Origin of the sequence: Pontibacter oryzae (genome assembly GCF_003576375.1) — a bacterium.
Classification (GTDB): Bacteria; Bacteroidota; Bacteroidia; order Cytophagales; family Hymenobacteraceae; genus Pontibacter; species Pontibacter oryzae.
Genome location: NZ_QWGE01000003.1, coordinates 166,303 through 184,525 on the forward strand (window position 1 = coordinate 166,303; position 18,223 = coordinate 184,525).

The 18,223-nt window shown below is 50.2% G+C and carries 14 protein-coding genes; 6 read left to right on the forward strand and 8 right to left on the reverse strand.

Features of this window, described 5'->3' with window-relative positions; translation table 11 throughout:
- Nucleotides 1-189: 189 nt before the first annotated feature.
- The 7 genes from D1627_RS09475 to D1627_RS09500 form a co-directional block, all read right to left on the reverse strand.
- Complete coding sequence (locus D1627_RS09475; RefSeq protein ID WP_119432016.1) at nt 190-984, reverse strand: SDR family NAD(P)-dependent oxidoreductase; 795 nt, start codon at nt 982-984, stop codon at nt 190-192.
- Nucleotides 985-1,003: 19 nt separating this feature from the next.
- On the reverse strand, nt 1,004-1,378 hold the full coding sequence (locus D1627_RS09480) for a DUF4174 domain-containing protein (RefSeq protein ID WP_158607166.1): 375 nt from the start codon (nt 1,376-1,378) through the stop codon (nt 1,004-1,006).
- A gap of 274 nt (nt 1,379-1,652) precedes the next feature.
- Nucleotides 1,653-1,931 carry a hypothetical protein gene (locus D1627_RS18285; protein WP_147383263.1) on the reverse strand — a complete coding sequence of 93 codons (279 nt, stop codon included), beginning with the start codon at nt 1,929-1,931 and terminating at the stop codon, nt 1,653-1,655.
- The gene (locus D1627_RS09485; RefSeq protein ID WP_119432018.1) at nt 1,879-2,136 is read right to left on the reverse strand and encodes a hypothetical protein; all 258 of its coding nucleotides are present in this window, start codon (nt 2,134-2,136) and stop codon (nt 1,879-1,881) included. Before D1627_RS09485 ends, D1627_RS18285 begins: the two co-directional genes overlap by 53 nt.
- Before the next feature lie 13 nt (nt 2,137-2,149).
- On the reverse strand, nt 2,150-4,132 hold the full coding sequence (locus tag D1627_RS09490) for a tetratricopeptide repeat-containing sensor histidine kinase (protein ID WP_119432019.1): 1,983 nt from the start codon (nt 4,130-4,132) through the stop codon (nt 2,150-2,152).
- A gap of 246 nt (nt 4,133-4,378) precedes the next feature.
- On the reverse strand, nt 4,379-5,362 hold the full coding sequence (locus tag D1627_RS09495) for a sterol desaturase family protein (protein ID WP_119432515.1): 984 nt from the start codon (nt 5,360-5,362) through the stop codon (nt 4,379-4,381).
- Nucleotides 5,363-5,701: 339 nt separating this feature from the next.
- Entirely contained in the window at nt 5,702-6,235 is a 534-nt protein-coding gene (locus tag D1627_RS09500) for a DUF2911 domain-containing protein (protein WP_119432020.1), read from the reverse strand.
- Nucleotides 6,236-6,502: 267 nt separating this feature from the next.
- Here D1627_RS09500 and D1627_RS09505 point away from each other — a divergent pair, with 267 nt between their 5' ends.
- Entirely contained in the window at nt 6,503-7,825 is a 1,323-nt protein-coding gene (locus D1627_RS09505; protein ID WP_119432021.1) for a mechanosensitive ion channel family protein, read from the forward strand.
- Nucleotides 7,826-7,834: 9 nt separating this feature from the next.
- Here the strand turns inward: D1627_RS09505 and D1627_RS09510 are convergent, their stop codons facing one another.
- Complete coding sequence (locus D1627_RS09510) at nt 7,835-9,037, reverse strand: alpha/beta fold hydrolase (protein ID WP_119432022.1); 1,203 nt, start codon at nt 9,035-9,037, stop codon at nt 7,835-7,837.
- A gap of 258 nt (nt 9,038-9,295) precedes the next feature.
- Between D1627_RS09510 and D1627_RS09515 the strand changes: the two genes are divergently transcribed.
- From D1627_RS09515 to D1627_RS09535, 5 genes are all read left to right on the forward strand, one after another.
- On the forward strand, nt 9,296-10,369 hold the full coding sequence (locus D1627_RS09515; RefSeq protein WP_119432023.1) for a J domain-containing protein: 1,074 nt from the start codon (nt 9,296-9,298) through the stop codon (nt 10,367-10,369).
- 246 nt (nt 10,370-10,615) lie between these two features.
- On the forward strand, nt 10,616-11,104 hold the full coding sequence (locus D1627_RS09520; RefSeq protein WP_119432024.1) for a transposase: 489 nt from the start codon (nt 10,616-10,618) through the stop codon (nt 11,102-11,104).
- Nucleotides 11,105-11,503: 399 nt separating this feature from the next.
- On the forward strand, nt 11,504-14,875 hold the full coding sequence (gene mfd, locus D1627_RS09525) for a transcription-repair coupling factor (protein ID WP_119432025.1): 3,372 nt from the start codon (nt 11,504-11,506) through the stop codon (nt 14,873-14,875).
- Between the two features lie 196 nt (nt 14,876-15,071).
- On the forward strand, nt 15,072-16,271 hold the full coding sequence (locus tag D1627_RS09530; RefSeq protein ID WP_119432026.1) for a PAS domain-containing protein: 1,200 nt from the start codon (nt 15,072-15,074) through the stop codon (nt 16,269-16,271).
- 173 nt (nt 16,272-16,444) lie between these two features.
- Nucleotides 16,445-18,034, forward strand: coding sequence for a PAS domain-containing protein (locus tag D1627_RS09535; protein ID WP_119432027.1), 1,590 nt, complete (start codon nt 16,445-16,447; stop codon nt 18,032-18,034).
- The last annotated feature ends 189 nt before the right edge of the window (nt 18,035-18,223 follow it).

Genomic DNA, 18,223 nt, shown 5'->3' on the forward strand with positions numbered 1-18,223 from the left:
TAACCTAAAACCTAGCCAAAGCTAGCCGTGGAGTTACACTTAGTGGCAACGAGAAGTATCATTGCGGCAGTTTATAAACTGCAAGCTAACCTTTACTAGAGGCAAGTATGGAATGCGCTGTTTAAAAACACAAAGCCCAGGCTATATCAGAGAACCTGGGCTTTGTGTTTGTAAAGTATAAACTACGCTTCAGCTCCGCTTTCCCTGTATCTTCTTTACCATTTGCCGCACCAAATGCCTTGGCAGCAGCCGTACCGAGAAAGCTGTAAGTTTATTCTGAATGCCTGGGATAACCACTACTTCACCAGCCAGCATGCCATTGTAGCCAGCTTTTGCCACGCTCTTGGCATCGGCAACAAGCTGGCTATTAAACAAACCGGACTCATGCAAGTTAGCAGCATCCTGAAAATCTGTTTTGGTAGGCCCGGGGCATAGTGCTGTCACGGTTATGCTATCGTCCTCAAGTTCGGCGGCAAGCGCTTCCGAGAAGCTTTGCACATACGCTTTTGAGGCATAGTAAACAGCCATGTACGGCCCAGGCGGAAAAGCAGCCGTTGACGATACATTCAAGATCTTTCCGTTGCTTCCTTTTGGCAGTTGGTCTAAAAACAGTTTGCATAAGTGCGTTAGAGACACCATGTTAAGCTGCATCATATCCAGCTCTTTTTGCAAAGCAGTTTCCCGGAACGGGCCGAAGTTACCGAAACCAGCATTGTTTACCAGCACATCTACCGCTACGCCGTCTTTCTTAAGCTCCTCAAAAACCTTTGCGGGCCCATCGGCTTTGCTAAGGTCTTGGCTAATTACCTTGGTGTAGATGCCATACGTAATGGCATAGTGCAGGGCTTGGTTATGCAGTTTCTCCTCCGACCTGGCAACTAATACCAGATTGTGCCCATCGCGGGCAAACAGCGCTGCTAATTCTTGGCCAATCCCACCGGAGGCACCGGTTATCAGTGCGGTGTACTTTCTTTTATCACTCACGTTATTCGTCTTTTTATACTTAGTTTTTATCGTTTCTCATTTCCTGACGGCGCATGGGCATCTGGTCTATCAGGCCAAATAGTTCTTCAGGCTCTACGGGTTGGTTGCGGCGCAGTTTTTCGGTTCCGTCTTTGCCCAGTAGCAGTATGGCAAAACTATCCGGGGGAACCTGAAACCAGCCTTGTATGGCTTTCGCTTGCTTTTCATGCTGTAGCTTGCCGTCTATGTATAATTTATTGCCCCCAACCAGCTCTATTAGCACTATATCGCGCTCGTTTAGCTTTGGCTTCTCTGCGTATAACATTTCTTTCTGAGAGAGATAGGCGGCATTAGCCTCATCTGGAACAAAGACCAGCACTAGGCGGTTTTTCCATTTATAAGCATCGAGGTACATAGGTGCATTAGGTTGCTGGGCACAGGCCACTGCCGTGCAACAAAGGAAAAGTAAGAGCAGGGGTAAAGTATACTTGCATCGCATACATACACCTACGCACATAAGGGTGGGCAGGATTGGCTGAGCCGGAAATGCTGCCTGCCATACTTCGTGAAAAGCGCGGGCAGAGGCTATTGGGCTTATCCGAAGAAAACCTTAGGTTTTGCAGACCGAAACTATGCTATGGATAACAAAGAAGAATTATCAATGCGCAAAAATGGGAAGTGGGGAACCCCTAGACGTACTTCTGTTCTGTAAGGTCGCGGAACTCGGTTTGGAGTTGGCTTGCTACCTGTTGCATTTGCTGCATGGCTGGCTCTTTTTGGCTATGCTGTAGCAGGTGCAGTTTTTTGCCGTTCCGTAGCTTTAGGTAGCCATCATACTTCTCGCGGTGCGCCACAGACATAGAGGCTTTGGACTCAAAGGTCTGGCTGTACGTGTTCTTCTTCAGGAAAGCGAACTCAAAACCCGGCAGTGGTAACTTCTTTCCAAAGGTTATTCCTCCTATCCGCACACCTTCGGTATGCCTGTTGCTCCAGGTCGAAGGCTAAGAAGTATTTGGTCAGTAGCGCTATCGGCCCTAGCGGGAGCAACAGCACCGCAATCCATGCTCCTGAGAGCAAGTACACGAGCATTATCCCGGAAACTATCCAACTGCCGGCACGCGCAGCCACACTAAAGTATTTACCGGTGTCGTACTGAAAGTAGGTTTGTTTCATAGTTTCATAATATCTAAACCGTTTCTATTACCTGCCCTACTTCGGCTTTGGGCAAGGCTACAAAAAAGGTGGTTCCTCTCCCCTCTTTACTTTTTACCCATATGCGCCCGTTTATACTTTCAACAAACTCCTGGCACAGCAGCAGGCCAAGGCCCGTGCCTTTTTCGTTGCAAGTGCCTACCGTAGAGAAGCGGCGGTTCGTGAAAAGCAGGCTCATGTATTTATCAGGGATGCCTTTGCCGCTATCCTGAATGGCAAGCACCACCTCGTCCTGCTCCAGTGTAGCAAGTACCTGCACCTGCCCGCCGGGGTAAGTAAATTTAAGGGCATTGGAAAGCAGGTTGCGCAGCACAAAGTTAAGACGCTCTTTATCGGCCTGTACCAGTGTAAATGCCGGCACATTATTAACCAAACTTATGTCCTTGCCCTGCGCCTGGCTGGCGAGCAACGCCAGATTTTCATGGGCCAGTTCATGCAGTGTTACAGGCTCGCTGTGTATCTCGCCTCCTTCCATTTGCGCCTGAGCCCACACAAGCAGGTTGTTTAGCATGTTCATGGCTACATCCACTTCTTTCTCCAGTAACCAGAACATATGCTTCATATCAACCTCTCCCGGCTGCTTGCGCTGGTGCAGGTTAAACATCATCTTAATTGAAACCAGAGGGCTGCGCAGGTCATGGGAGATAATGGACAGCACTTTACTTTTAAAAGCATTTGCCTGCTCCATCTTTGTATTCTGAATCTGCAACTCTGTGGCTTGCCCGGCTATGGCGTCTTTCTGCAGCCCAATTTCCGCGTTCTGGTTTTGTACTTGTACATATAGATTCCCAAGTTGAAGATTCTGGGATTTCATGCGCTTCCAGCCCAGATACAGAACAATAACTAACACGCTAAGCAGGAGAATAGCTATGATTCCTAAGCCCTGCACCAGATTTTTCTGCTCCAGCAACGCACTTTGGTTTTCGGAAAGGGCGCGTAACCGATGGTTTTCCAACTCCTTCTTCTCCGTTTCGAACTTAGCCGTTATCTCCTCCCGGATTCTGTCGGCCTGTTCGTTATACATGCTGTCGGAGTGCGCCCCCACTATCTGCAGGTAAGTATGAGCGGTTTTAAAATCGCCCTGCGTTTCTGCAATTGTTTCAACCAGCCCAGCCGATACCGTAATTTCGTTGTGCGATTTTATACTTTGAGCCGCTTCGTAACTTTGCCGGGCATAGCGCATGGCTTCTTCGTAGTTTTTAAGGCTAAGGTAAGCCTCTGCTAACATACGGTTGGTGCCAATGTTGCTCACGCTGTTATGTGCTTCCTCATTTAGCCGCAATGCCTGAAAAAGATAAGGCAGCGCTTTCCTGGCATTGCCCTGCAACATGTGCACCACGCCAATGTGCTCCAGCGTAACGGCCCACCCTCGGGTATCGCCAAGTTCTTCCTTCAGTTTAGACGCTTTTAAAAAATACTTGAGCGCCTCCTTGTAATCGCCTTTGTTTTCGTGGAAGCTTCCAACGTTATTATAAATCCGGCTGAGGCCAAGCTTGTCACTAACCTTCTCGGCAAGCACAGAGCCCGCTAAGTAGTTTTTTAAAGCGCGCCCTTGGTCGTGGGTTTTAAAGTATACGTTGCCTAGGTTGATGTAAGAAGCTACCATACCTGCCGTGTCGCGCATACTTTCGCGTAGTTTCAGGGCCTGCAGGTGCTTTTCCAGAGACTTGCCATAATCGGCCATGATGAGGTAGGAAATACCCAGCGCGTTCAGGGCTTTGGCCTGCCCTATCTTAAACTTGATTTTCGCGGCCAGTTTCTCAGCTTTCAGGCCGTGAATAATCCCCTTCGGAGGGTCAGACAGAAAATAGTGCTCGTTTAGCTGGCAATGCAGCATCACGCGCGCCGAATCCGTGGTTGCCTTGGCGAGCGCTGCCTGCAGGCTGTCTATCGGCGTTTGCTGCGCATAGGCTGCTCCTGCAAGTAAACTGAACAAAACGAGTAAATAGTGCCTCATACTACGGCCTTAACAAGGCTCCTTAAAAGTAAATCAACAACTGACTAAGTAAAAATAGAAAACATCCTATATAACGCAACTCATTACCACTTTTTAAGCAATGATTCCAGTTCTTACAGTTACCGTTGCCATGCAAAGTATAGCTCTTCTTTATAAGCTCTCAGGCTTTCTGAACATAAAAAGGCCGCCCCCAAGCATAGACGTAACTGCACTTGGGGGCGGCACTTATAAATTTAATTGTGAAAGCTACTCGGCTATTAATTGCGGGGTATTCTGCCTCGGCGCATTTACTTCGGCTTGCTGCAGCTGCGCTACGTATTGAGCCTGTAGCTCGGCTTGCAGTTGCTTAGAGGTCTTACGGCTTCCGTCAGGGCTCCACCCCGGAGGGCCAAATACATACATCAGGCGCTCGTGCCATGTGCTGGATTGCTTTACATCTTTCCAGATGTCTGAAAACTCATGAAAGTTAAGGGTAATTGGGTCGTGCTTTACAGGTGGGTGCAATACGCCGAATTTCGTTTCGAGGTATTTGTCTTTATCCATGTACGTGCCAAACATTCGGTCCCAGATAATAAGTATGCCGCCATGGTTACGATCGAGGTACTCCACGTTGCAAGCATGGTGCACCTGATGCACCCAGGGCGTATTAAAAATTTGGCCAAACACAGGAATCTTAGGCACCAGTGTGGAGTGCAGGAAGAACTGGTAAATGGAGTTGAATGACATACACAGGGCAATCATTACGGGGTTAAACCCCAGTATGGGCAACCAGATCCAGTAGAACGGCTTGTACAGGAAGATTGTCCAGCCGTTGCGGAAGGCAGTGCCCAGGTTAAACTTCTCGGAGGAGTGGTGCACGATGTGTGCCGCCCAGAAAATACGCACGGTATGGCAAAAACGGTGGTGCCAGTAAAAGTTAAAATCATCACCAACAAGGCAAAGCACCCAGGCCCACCAGGCCCAGCCCATGTTCTCGTAACCAAGGTAGGTGACGCGCAGTGGTTCAAAAAGCTTATAAAACACAAAGAACAAGCCTATTTGGTAGGCTTTGGTAAGGGTATTGAACAGTGCTGCGCCCAACCCCACCCATGTGCTGGCTATCGAGTCTCTGAAATTGTATAGCTCCTTGTCTTCGCGGTAGCTAATGTACGCTTCGCCTAAGATCAGAAGGGCGAATATCGGCACAAAGTACACGAAGGGATTGGGCATGTTATCGAAAAGAATTTCCATAGAGAAATATGTATGGCAAGTAGTAAAATATTTAAACGGCAGCTTTTTCAGAACTGCGCGCATATCCGAAATTTAACTATATCCTATGCAAATTCCTATTCCTGAGTTGCTGCTTCTGCTGCTGAAGATTGCAAGTATAAGTATTAAAAAAAGCATCAGACAGCACACAGCATGCTGGTAAACAACAACTTGAAAATAGCCAAAGCGCCCAAGAAACCAAAGATTAGCAACTGGGTTTCGGCCGACCAATAAACTTTTGCGGAGCCGAGCCATAACACAAAAAGAAGAGCGGCAAACGCATTTCGCGCCTGCCGCTCTTAGCAGCCAAGTGTGGCTATGCTATTCCTTAGAATCTACAGAAACGGGCACTTCCAAGTTCTCCCACTGCAGTATAATGCCTTCGTCGGTTACGTTATACTTTAGGCGCTCCTGCATGGCTCCTGCCTTACGGGGCTTTACCGTTACGCGCAGGGCATCCTGCTCCTGGCTATACTGCGTGCCCCATTGCTCGGCCGTTTTATTGAAAATAATGGTCCACTGGTCTTCGCCGGGTATGGCATAAAAGCTATAGGTGCCGGCCGGCAGTTCTTTGCCTTCCACCATCAAATCTTTATCGGTGGTTACGGTTGTGGCCTCGTTGGCTCCTGCCCGCCATACTTCGCCATAAGGTACTAGCTTGCCCCATACTTCGCGGCCTTTAACAGCAGGGCTGCTATAGTTTACGGTGAGGGTGGCATTACCTATTTTACCAGTTGCTGTGGCAGGTGGACTGGCGCGCTGAGCTTTGTCTTGTTTCTGTGCCATTGCGCTGGTGCTAACTAATATACCGAGCAGCAGCACGGCTACCATACTTAAGATGCGTGTGTTTTTCATAATTTTCACTGTAAGGTTAAGATAGATATACGGCAAAGCATTGGATTATTATCCGGTACTTTGCCTTCCCTCTAAGTTAGTAATTCCCTCATATCCTGAAACTTAATTTAGCCACTATGCCATAAAAGCCCGCCAAACGGCAGCTCAGCTTCGCCAGGAAACAAGATAACCCTGTGTAACCACAAGCCATGGGTTTCTGCGTATAGCAGTAGGTATAAAAACCAGCTACCGCGCTTTGGGTTTAAAGCGCAAAACCGACATACGTATATGGCTTCCTACAGAAGACCCTCCACTTCAAAAGCAACACACGAGCAAAATTATACTACCCGCAGCAGGCGCAGAACGTCCGTATCGCAGCAAACCAGTTCTCCCCGCAGAAAAGTCAAAAGAAGAATCTCCGGCGAGGGTGCCGTAAAGGGGGCAGAAAACCGATTAAAGAACTTCAGGCAGGCAACGGTGCTGGCGGTGGCAATAACCGGCTTTATGATGCTGATGTTTGCTCCCAGCGAGGCAAGTGTACAAACCGACACCCTAACCACTGACACCTTAATGCAAGAGGCTGCAGTGGCAACCGCTGAACCAGACACCGTGACGGCCCCTCTTTCCACCCGGGAGTCTGCGGATGAAGCCATTGGCGCACTGCAGAACCTCTGGGACAGCTTCCTGTACAACCTACCCAAGATCCTGATTGCGCTTGGCACGCTTATACTTGCCTGGCTGATAGCGCGGCTCCTGAAAATACTTTTGCGGCGCGCGCTTGGCCGCTGGAGCAGCTCCAGTGCTATTATCTCACTGGTATCTATTGCGGTGTGGCTTTTGGCTATTGGCGTGGCACTTAGCGTGGTGGCCGGCGATATTCGGGCCTTGGTTGGCTCACTGGGTTTGATTGGTTTGGCGCTGTCATGGTCGTTGCAAACCCCGATCGAGAGCTTTACCGGCTGGGTCCTCAACTCGTTTCAGGGCTATTACCGCGTCGGCGATAGGGTACGTGTAGGCGAGGTGTTCGGGGATGTATACCGCATCGATTTCCTGACCACTACAGTTTGGGAAATCGGGGCGCCTTACCAGCCGGGTTTTGTGCAGGCCGAGCAGCCCACGGGCCGCCTGGTTACTTTCCCGAACAACGAGATCCTGACGGGCACGGTCATCAACCTTACCGGCGATTTCCCTTATGTCTGGGATGAACTGGCTGTTGCCGTGGCCAACGAGTCTGACGTTGAGCTCTCGATGAAAGTGCTGGAGAACTTGGCGCAGGACCTGCTGGGCAGTTATATGGTGGACCCTGCCCGCAAGTATGCACAGCAACTTAAAAAAGCAGGCCTTTATGACGATGTGCCTGATAAGCCACAGGTTTTTCTATCGATGGAAGACTCCTGGACCAATATTACCATCCGCTACCTGGTAGGTGCCCGCGAACGCCGCAAATGGAAAAGCGCCCTTACCTTCCGGATCACAAAGGAGCTCGCCAAAGCAGATTACCTTAACAAGATCATACCTGTATACCCAAGGCAGCAGGTGCAGTTCATCAACCCGCAGGGCGTGCCCACAGAGTCATACTTAGGAGGAGCCTCCCCTAACACCTCCTCCTAAGTATGACTGCTACTTTTTAGCGCTGTGCTGCTGCTTTAGCTTAGCCAGGTTGTTCTCGCTGCTTTTAAGCGTGGCTGTATCCTTGTTGAGCGTGGCCAGGGCAATGGCTTTCTCGAATTGGGCTTTCGCCGATTTTAGCTTGCCGTGACTCATCAGGGCTTCGCCGTAGCTATCATAAGCGTTGGCGGAGGAGGCATACTGTATGGCGTTATACTTAAAGATGAGCACAGCCACGGGCATATCGGTGGCGTTGCCCAGCTGCTGGTAGCCAATGGCGTTAATTGTTTTCTCATCGAAGCCTGTTGCTGCGAGCGCCTCAAAAACAAGTTCTTCCGCCTTTTGCTGCTGCCCTTTCTTTACGTAAGCAGCCGCCGTATGCAGTTTGCTTTGTAGCTCGGTTACCTTAGCCTGGTACGCCTGGCGCTGGCGCTCTTTTGTGGCCGATTGGATCACCTGCTGTATGGCGTTCACTACCAGCTCTGGCTCTTCTTTGTGTATGTTGTGCCCGCTTCTGCTGGTTAAAATGTGGGCTCCGTTGGCAAATTGGGCAAAAAACTCGTTGTGCAGCCTGCGCCATACTTCCACGCCCTGCGGCTCATGCAGAAACAGCTCCGGCTTGGCGTGCTGCTGCACTGATGTCAGCACGGCCACTGGCACCTCTGGCAGCAGGCCTGCATCGGGCAGTGCTGCCTTCTCAAAGAGTTGGTTTATCAGCTCGTTCTCTTCCTTAAAACGCTCCGGCATAAAGCTGCGCTGTAGCGCTACATCGTTCATTGCTTTGGCGTAGTCAACTTTTTTAAGCTCCTGCATCAGCCTTTCATGCGCCGGGTCAACAAACACCATTCCTTTTACCTTGTCTTTATTTAGGGCGGCATACTGCCGGATAATGAATGCGCCGTAGGAGTGCCCCACCAGGATGAGCGGCGTGTTTATGTTAGCTTTTTCCAGGAGCATCGATAAATCCTGCACGGCCTGCTCCAGTGTTTGCGGATTTGCGCTTTTGCCCGAGTTGCCGCAACCAGCCCTGGAGTAGAGCAACACCTTGTTTGCGACTGCAATTTCGGAGGCCACTTTTCCCCACACCTTATAATCAGACCCGAAGCCCGCTTCGAAAACCACGGTATACTCTCCCTCGCCGCCCTGCACGGTTTCCAGGGCATGGTCCCCGACCTGTATCATTTGGGTTTGCTGCGCATGGGCTGCGCCGAACATTACTAAGAGTGCAAAAAGCAACCAGATCTTCTTCGTTATTATAAGCTTAGTTTGAAAGTGAAAGCACTACAGACGGGCACAAACTGTTCGGCCAGAAGCGCTATATTTACCAGATGCCAGACCTAGAACTGAGGTTGCCCAATGGGATTCGTTTATTTCGCAGGTGCGTGCGTAATTTTACCAAGCAGTAGTTGTCATGATCCTTAAATTCATACTTTCCTGCGCCATACTTTATAGTGCTTAACAACCCGACATTGTATGCAAAACCCTAACACTCCCGCCCGGTCATTTATGCCACAGATACCTGCACAGGCAGGCGGAAAACTTGGCAAGCTGCAGGAGCAGTTCAACAAAAAGACGCAGCAAATAGAGAAGCTGAAATTGGAGCTGGCGGCAAAGCGAGAAAGTATAAACCTGGCGCAAAAGCGTGTGGATGACGAACTGAAGCCCCTGATCGCGCAGATTGTTGAGCAGCAGGTTATACTTGTGCAGCTTCTTGATGAGGCGTATGCCCTGCCGTTTTTCAGGAAACGCGAGAAGGAAAAGCTGGCAGACCTGATCGCGGGCATGGCATTCGACCTGATTGACAAGTATGGCCGCCAGGACTTGGTGCCGCTGCACGACAAGTATGCCCCGCGCTCGTTTGAGGAAAGTATAGCCCAGGTTGAGGAGGATGCCCGGCAGGTAGCCGAAGATATCTTTAGCACCGTGTTTGGGTTTGATGAGGAACCAGACGAGCCGTATGACTTTGAAAACATACAGGACCAGCTGGACAGGGAAGCAGAGCGACGAGAGCAAGAAAAGCAGAACCGCCAGAAATCCAGAAAGACCAAAGCCCAGCAGGCCAAGGAAGACAAGGCAAAGGCCGAGCTCAGCAACATTGGCAAAGCCTGCCGCCGCGTGTACACCGAACTAGCCAAACAGCTCCATCCCGACAAAGAACAAAACGAGACTGAGCGCGCCTGGAAGGAAGAGGCCATGAAACAGGTAACACAGGCTTACCACAACGATGATTTTTTCGAGCTGCTGCGGCTACAGATGGAGTTCCTGCACCTGCACCAAGACGCCCTCGGCCAACTCCCCGACGATCAGCTAAAGTACTACATCAAGCTGCTCTCAGACCAGGTACAAACGTTAGAAGACGAGCTTGATGATTTCCTTTTCGGCCCTGATGGCGCCTTTTACGAACACTACTGCGGCACGCCCAAGCAAATGAACCAGAAGTTTAAGCAGGCAAAAGACGGCCTGGGCTACGAGCTGCAACGCCTCCGCTACGAACTCCGCCTGCTACAAGACCCGCAGGAAATCCGGAATATGCTGAAGGAGGTGTAGTAAGTGAACATACCTAAATATACCGCCAGTTTGAGCACAGCGGTAACTGGTGGTCGGGTATGTAGCCAGTTTGTAACTGGCGAGATCCAAACTTATACTTTCGCCAGTTGCAAACTGGCCTTATAGAAAGCCACAAGTTGCGCTGCGCTAAACTTGCGGTATGCATAATTCCCGGCAACGAATACCTGTGCACGATTGGACAGGTCGCGACCTGTCCCTACAAGGTCATAAAACGTATGCTGCTCTATGACAACAAGGCCAACACGCAAGCAAAACAGACTGGCGGGATATGCCTACAGCTTGGATGCGCTATATTTTGTGACCTGCTGCGTGCAGGAGAAGCAGTGTGTTTTCGGGAAAATTGCCAACCATACCATGCAGCTAAATAGCTATGGCAGTATAGCACAACAGCAATGGGAGTGGCTAGCCCATCAATATCCATACATTGTTTTACATGCCTTTGTGGTGATGCCCAACCACATACACGGCATCCTTGAAATAAACCAGGAAAGTATAGCAGAAGGCGTGAAGATTAAACCTTTATCTGAGTTGATGGGCGCTTACAAAACCACATCTTCCAAACTTATAAGAGCGGCAGGTTTAACTGATTTTGCCTGGCAGCGCTCATTTTATGACCACATTATCCGTCACGAGAAATCATACTTGCACATTAAGGCATACATAGAAGATAACCCATCCAAATGGAGCGAGGATATGTTTTACCAGCAGGTTTAAAACCGCACCACCCTCGTAGGGACAGGTCGCGACCTGTCCAATCGTGCAGAGGTAATCGTTACTGAACAATTTATGGGGTATCTGCAGAAGCCGGGTTTATAGTTTCATAGTATGGGCTGATGCGCGGACAGGTCGAAACCTGTCCCTCCGAAGACGATGACAAATGCAGCGGCACAAAAGCCTGAATCCTACAAAATCCGCCGCTAGCGCGAGCTTGTAGCTCGTGCTTCCAAAGCCTGCAGATGAAAATCCCGCAACCTTCTGCCCCTCCTTGTAGTTCTTTTAAAACATTATCTTTGTGTAGATAGAAAGCAGGTATAAGCCCGGGCTCTTGCAGCGCGTGGCCTTATTTCCTGCTATTGGTGTTTACACGATCTTGCGTTTTAAACCAATTTACCTTTGAAAGTAAAAGACTTCTTAGAGCTATACCGCCTCGACAGCGTGGTGCAGACCATTGCCGAGCGCCTGAAAGCAGATGAACCCTATCGCCTTCAGATTAAAGGCCTGGCAGGCAGCCTCGACGCGGTGCTGGCCTCGGCGGTGTATACCTTAAACTATGGGCACCAGCTCTTCGTGATGCACGACAAAGAGGAGGCCGCCTATTTCTATACCGATCTCAAAAACCTGCTTGGCGAGGAAAAGGAGATATTGCTTTTCCCGACCTCCTACAAGCGCCCCTACAGCTTCGACGATACCGAGAACGCAAACATACTCATGCGGGCCGAGGTGCTTAACCGCCTCAACCAGAAAACAGGCAAAGGCGAGCTGATCGTGACCTACCCGGAGGCGCTGACCGAAAAGGTGATCAACAAGAAATCCCTGGTAGAGAATACGCTGGGCGCCAAAATAGGCGAAAAACTGGACACGGCTTTCCTGAGCGAGATGCTGGCGGAGTATGGTTTTGAGCGCACCGAGTTTGTGTACGAGGCCGGCCAGTATGCCGTGCGCGGTGGCATTGTGGATGTATACTCGTACGCCAACGACCTGCCCTACCGCATCGAGCTCTTCGGGGATGAGATAGAAAGTATACGCACCTTCGACCCCGACACGCAACTGTCGGTAGAAACCAAGAAGGCGATCTCGATTATCCCGAACGTGCAAACAAAGCTGCTCCAGGAAACACGCGAGGCCTTCCTCGACTTTCTGCCTAAAAACACCACGCTTTGGTTTAAGGATGTGCGCCTTACTTTGGATGTGATTGATGAGTACTTCGACAAGGCATCGCACAACTTCGAGAAGCTGATGGAAACCAGCGGCGGCACCCAGATCGTGTCGGACCCCGAACAGCTGTTCCAGACGCAGAAACAGTTTAAGAAGCTACTGGAAAACTACACGGTGGTGGAGATCGGCAAGCGTTTCCATTTCAAAAACACCGAGGTATTGCCGCTGCAGGCCAAGCCGCAGCCATCGTTCAACAAAGACTTTAAGCGCCTGGTAAAAGACCTGCACGAGCAGCAGGGCGCCGGTTTCGTGAACGTGATCGCCACCGACTCGCCGCGCCAGATCAACCGCCTCACCATGATCTTTGATGAGCTGGACCACGACGTGCGCTTCCAGCATTTGCCGGTTTCGCTGCGCGAGGGCTTCATCGACCAGACACTAAAAATAACCTGCTACACCGACCACCAGCTGTTCGACCGTTTTTATCAGCACAAAGCCAAAGAGGGCCACTCCAAGTCCAAGGCCATGACGCTGAAAGAGCTACGCTCGCTGCAACCCGGCGATTACGTAACGCACGTGGATTATGGCATCGGGCGTTTTGCCGGCCTGGAAAAGGTAGAAGTGGGTGGCCGATTGCAGGAGGCCATACGCCTGGTGTACCGCGACGACGACCTGCTGTATGTAAGTATACATGCGCTGCACAAAATATCGAAGTATAGCGGCAAAGAGGGCGGCCCACCAAGTATGAGCAAACTGGGCTCGCCGGAGTGGGAGAACAAGAAGAAGAAAGTAAAGAGCAAGGTAAAGGACATTGCCCATGAACTGATCAGTCTATACGCCAAACGCAAGGCCGCGCCCGGGTATGCTTACACCAAAGATGGCTTTCTGCAGGCTGAGCTGGAGTCGTCGTTTATCTATGAAGACACTCCAGACCAGGGCAAGGCCACCGAGGACGTGAAAGCCGACATGGAGCAGCCCCACCCGATGGACAGGCTGGTATGCGGCGACGTGGGCTTCGGCAAAACCGAGATTGCTATACGTGCTGCCTTTAAAGCCGCCTGCGACGGAAAACAGGTTGCCATACTTGTGCCCACCACCATACTTGCCATGCAGCATTTCCGTACCTTCCGCGATAGGCTGGAGCAGTTTCCGGTAACCGTTGATTACGTGAACCGCTTTAAAACCACTAAGGACACCAAGGACACGCTAAAACGTGTGGCCGAGGGGAAAGTGGATATCCTGATAGGCACGCACCGCATCGTGAGCAAGGATGTGAAGTTTAAGGACCTGGGCCTGATGATTATAGACGAGGAGCAGAAATTTGGCGTGAAAACCAAGGACAAGCTCAAGGAGATGAAAGTAAACGTGGATACGCTCACGCTTACGGCCACGCCAATTCCGCGCACGCTGCACTTCTCGCTGATGGGTGCCCGCGACCTGAGCGTAATTGCCACACCGCCCCCAAACCGCCAGCCCGTGAAAACAGAGCTGCATGTGTTCGACGAGACGCTGATCCGGGATGCGATTGTGCATGAGATGAAGCGCGGCGGTCAGGTTTTCTTTGTGCACAACCGCATAAAAGACATCGAGGAAATCGCCGCCATGATCCTGCGCCACGTGCCTGACTGTAAAGTTGCCTATGCTCATGGCCAGATGGATGCCGAGAAATTGGAGAAGCGCATGATGAAATTTGTGAACGGCGAATATGACGTACTGGTGAGTACCAACATCATTGAGTCGGGTTTGGATATTGAGAACGCCAACACCATCATCATCAACAGGGCGCACATGTTTGGCCTCTCGGACCTGCACCAGATGCGTGGCCGCGTGGGCCGATCCAACAAGAAAGCCTATTGCTACCTGCTCACGCCACCTGTATCGGGCCTACCATCGGATGCCCGCAAGCGCCTGAGCACCCTGGAGGAGTTCTCTGACCTGGGCGAGGGCTTTAAGATTGCCATGCGCGACCTGGATATACGCGGCGCCGGCAACCTGCTGGGCGGCGAGCAAAGCGGCTTCATCACCGACCTGGGCTTCGAGATGTACCATCAGGTGCTGGACGATGCCATAAAAGAGCTGAAAGAGACCGAGTTCCGCGAGCTGTTTATGGCTGATAACCTGGAGCAGTTTATTGAACCGGTCCGCGAGTGCTCTATCGAAACTGACATGGAAGTACTGATTCCGGATAGCTACGTTGGCAACATTTCGGAGCGCCTGAACCTGTACAGCAAACTCGACAGCACTAAAGACATGCAGGAGTTAGAGAAGCTGCGCGCAAGTATAGTAGACCGCTTCGGTCCGTTGCCCGAGCAGGTGCAGCAGTTGGTCGAGATCGTGAAGCTGCGCTGGCAGGCCCAGCAACTCGGCTTCGAGAAGCTCACCATCAAAAAAGAGGTGATGAAAGGCTACCTGCCAAGCGAGGACAACGACAAGTATTTCCAGTCCGATACGTTTGGCAATATACTTAAGTACGTGCAGCAGCACCCACGCCGCTCGCGCCTAAAGGAGGCTAAGAAGAAACTGATCGTGATTGTGGAGGACATCCGAAACCTGGCCGATGCGAAAGAGGTTTTCGAGGACTTTGGTTTGAAAGAAGCTGCATCGGTATAGACTTAGTGCAATTTAGTTATACTTGCCGCCTACCTGGCAAGCCAGGCAAAAGTGCCGGATATACAGTTAGTTGTGTATCCGGCACTTTATTCTTATAAATATACTTATAAAGACCTGGAAAATACTCTTCTTTATTCGTACCTTATACTATCATTGCCATCATAGCCATACCAAATCCAGTTACATTCTTCTTAAAATGAATAAGTCTAACCAAATAGCGCCACCTGCATTTGACGTTCTTTTTCATGCACTACCAGGTTTATACTTACTCATGACTCCGGATTTTTACGTGGTAGATACGACAGACGCGTATTTGCGGGCCGCTCTTCTGACCCGTAACCAGATCATTGGCCAGTATATCTTTGATGTTTTCCCAAACAATCCAGAGAACCCCGGTGTAGATTCAGAAAGTGAGCTGAAACGCTCTCTAGAACTTGTTCTGGAAAGCAAGCAAGTGCAAACCATGTCTGTCATCCAATATGATATTGTAGACCACATATCACATAAGAACCGGTTTCTGCAACGTTACTGGCGCTCTTCCAACACCCCGATTCTTGATGACAAAAACGATATTTGCTACATTCTGCACGAAACCAGTGACATTACTGAGCTAATGCAGCTCCAGCAGCGGGAACAACACATTACAGAGCACCTAACTGCGCTAGCACAGGCTGTAAACGCTGTAAACCGTGAGTATAACCTAGAAACCAAGACCATCAGATGGGGCAAAGGCCTCAGAAACATTCTTGGCTATACTCCTGAGGAAATTGGCACGCAGTTGGAATCCTGGACGGCGCGCATCCACCCTGGTGATTTGCCACGCGTTGTAACCGGCCTAACAGAAGCCATGAAAGGCAAGGTATGGACCGCGCAATATCGCTTTAAGAAGGCATCCGGCCACTATGCGCATTTCCTAGACCAAGGGTACATTATGCATGACAGGCATGGCAACGGAAGCAAGATGTTGAGTTCCATGATTGATATTTCGGCAAGCAAGAAAGCCGAACAAGCCCTTAGCGACAGTAACGACCGTTTCCTGAAGCTGATAGAGGCTTTGCCACAGATGGCTTGGACCGCAGATCCCAAAGGCAAAATCCTACATTTCAATAAGAACTGGTATACATACACTGGCATGCTCCATGGCCAAACCGAGGGGTGGCTAAATATGGTACACCCCGATGATTGCCCGTTGGTGATAACAGCCTGGAAAGAGGCCCAGCACTCAGGGTTTTACCAGATAGAGTGCCGTGTTAAGTGCCAGCTAGACGGTTCTTACCAGTGGTTCTTTGCCCAAACTGTACCAATCCGCAATAATGCCGGAGAGGTTATTTACTGGCTCGGCACCATGACGGACATGCACCACCGAAGCGTCTTTAATGGCAGAAGCAACAACTAATATCCCAGGCATGAAATTGCCACGTATTCTCGCATCCTTCATTCGTTAGCTAGACATTATGCTTGCACCTCTTACAAAGTATAGGTATACTTCTGGAGGCACCCTTGCAGAGCCACGTAGTTTTCCCTACCTTACTACGTATAAACCCATAGGCTACTCCACAACAGATTAGCATGCTAGAAACAAACGACAATTTTACAGGCTCCATCTTTCATGCGCTGCCCGGCTTATACCTTGTCATGGCACCAGACCTGGTTATACTAGACGCAACGGATACTTACCTGCATACCACGCTTGCCACCCGCGAGGATATTATTGGGCGCTACTTTTTCGAGGTTTTCCCAAATAATCCTGCCACCCCTGACCTGGACTCCGCCCAAAACTTTGAATACTCTTTGCGCTATGTACTGGAACATAAGCAGGAGCATATAATGGACGTGCTGCGGTATGATATCCCGAGCCCAACCCAACAAGGTGGTTTTGAGGAGCGCTACTGGAGCCCGCGCAACAAGCCTATTCTAGATAGGGCAGGCAACTTGCTCTATATCCTTCACGAAGCCCGTGATATCACCGCGCAAATCCTGTCGCAGCGTGAAAAGGCCCATAACCAAGAACGCCTGCAAATGCTTACCGGTGCTCTAAGTGCCGTTTCGTGGGAGTATGACATTCTGAATGACCACATGAGCTGGGGCAAAAACCTGCAGCAGATACTAGGCTACACCCCTGAAGAGATTGGAAACAAAGGCGAAGGCTGGGATAAACGCGTACACCCCAAGGATTTTAACGCCGTCCAGCAAAGCATTACTATGGCAACCTCTTCCGGCAGTAAAATATGGACGGGCGAGTACCGGTTCAGAAAGGCCGATGGCACATATATTCCTGTGCTGGACCAGGGCTACATTGTTTATGATGCCAAAGGTACCCCAATCCGCACGATTGGCTCCATCATAGACCTTACTCATAGCAAGCAGTCCGAAGAAAGCCTGCGGGAAAGCGACGAGCGCTTCTGGCATCTACTGGAGGTGCTGCCCCAAATGGCCTGGTTAGCGGATGCCCAGGGACGCATTGTTTATTTCAACGAGAACTGGTTTAATTTTACGGGCATGCCTAGAGGGCAGCTTAATGGCTGGGTCAACGTGATCCACCCCGAAGATTCTGCCAGCGTTCTCACCGCATGGCATGACTGCGTCCGAACCGGCGACCTGTACGAGATGGAGTACCGCATTAAAAACTACCTAACCGGGGAGTACCGCTGGTTTATGGAACGGGGCGTACCAATGCTTGATGATCAGGGAAAAGTAAAGTCCTGGATTGGAGCTTTCACAGACATTGAGGATCAAAAAAACGCGCTGGTGCAAGTGCAGGTGAAAGACCGTCAACTGGAAAGTATACTTAACCTGTCACCGGCCCACCTTTGCCTGCTTACCGGCCCCGAGCATATCTGCCGCTACATTACGCCTGGCGTGTACCGCATGTATGGTAACCGCCATTATGTTGGCCGGCCCGCCCGCGAGATATGGCCAGAACTGCATGAGCATAGCTTTCTGGAGATCCTGGAGCAAGTATACCATCAACAAGACTCGGTTACTATAGAGCAGCTTAAGATACCGTTCGATAGGCATCACACCGGCAAACCAGAAGAGGCATACTTTAACCTGCAGTACCAGCCTATACTTGACCAGAACCAGGAAACTGAAGGCATCCTTATCTCAGCCATCGAGATAACAGAATTGGTAGTATGCCGAAAGGACAAGAGTAACTAACACGCTCTAAGCTCTACCGGATAAATCTGCACTTATAAGTAAACAATTTTATCGCACTTAGGTATTGTAGTATCACGCATATTTTACTGAGTGAGTTAATAAACAGGTCTATTTTTAAGCCTGATATACTACCTTTACGTAAAGGCAAGCTTCTGGCGAAAAAAGCAAGCCACTAGGCATATCCGTATT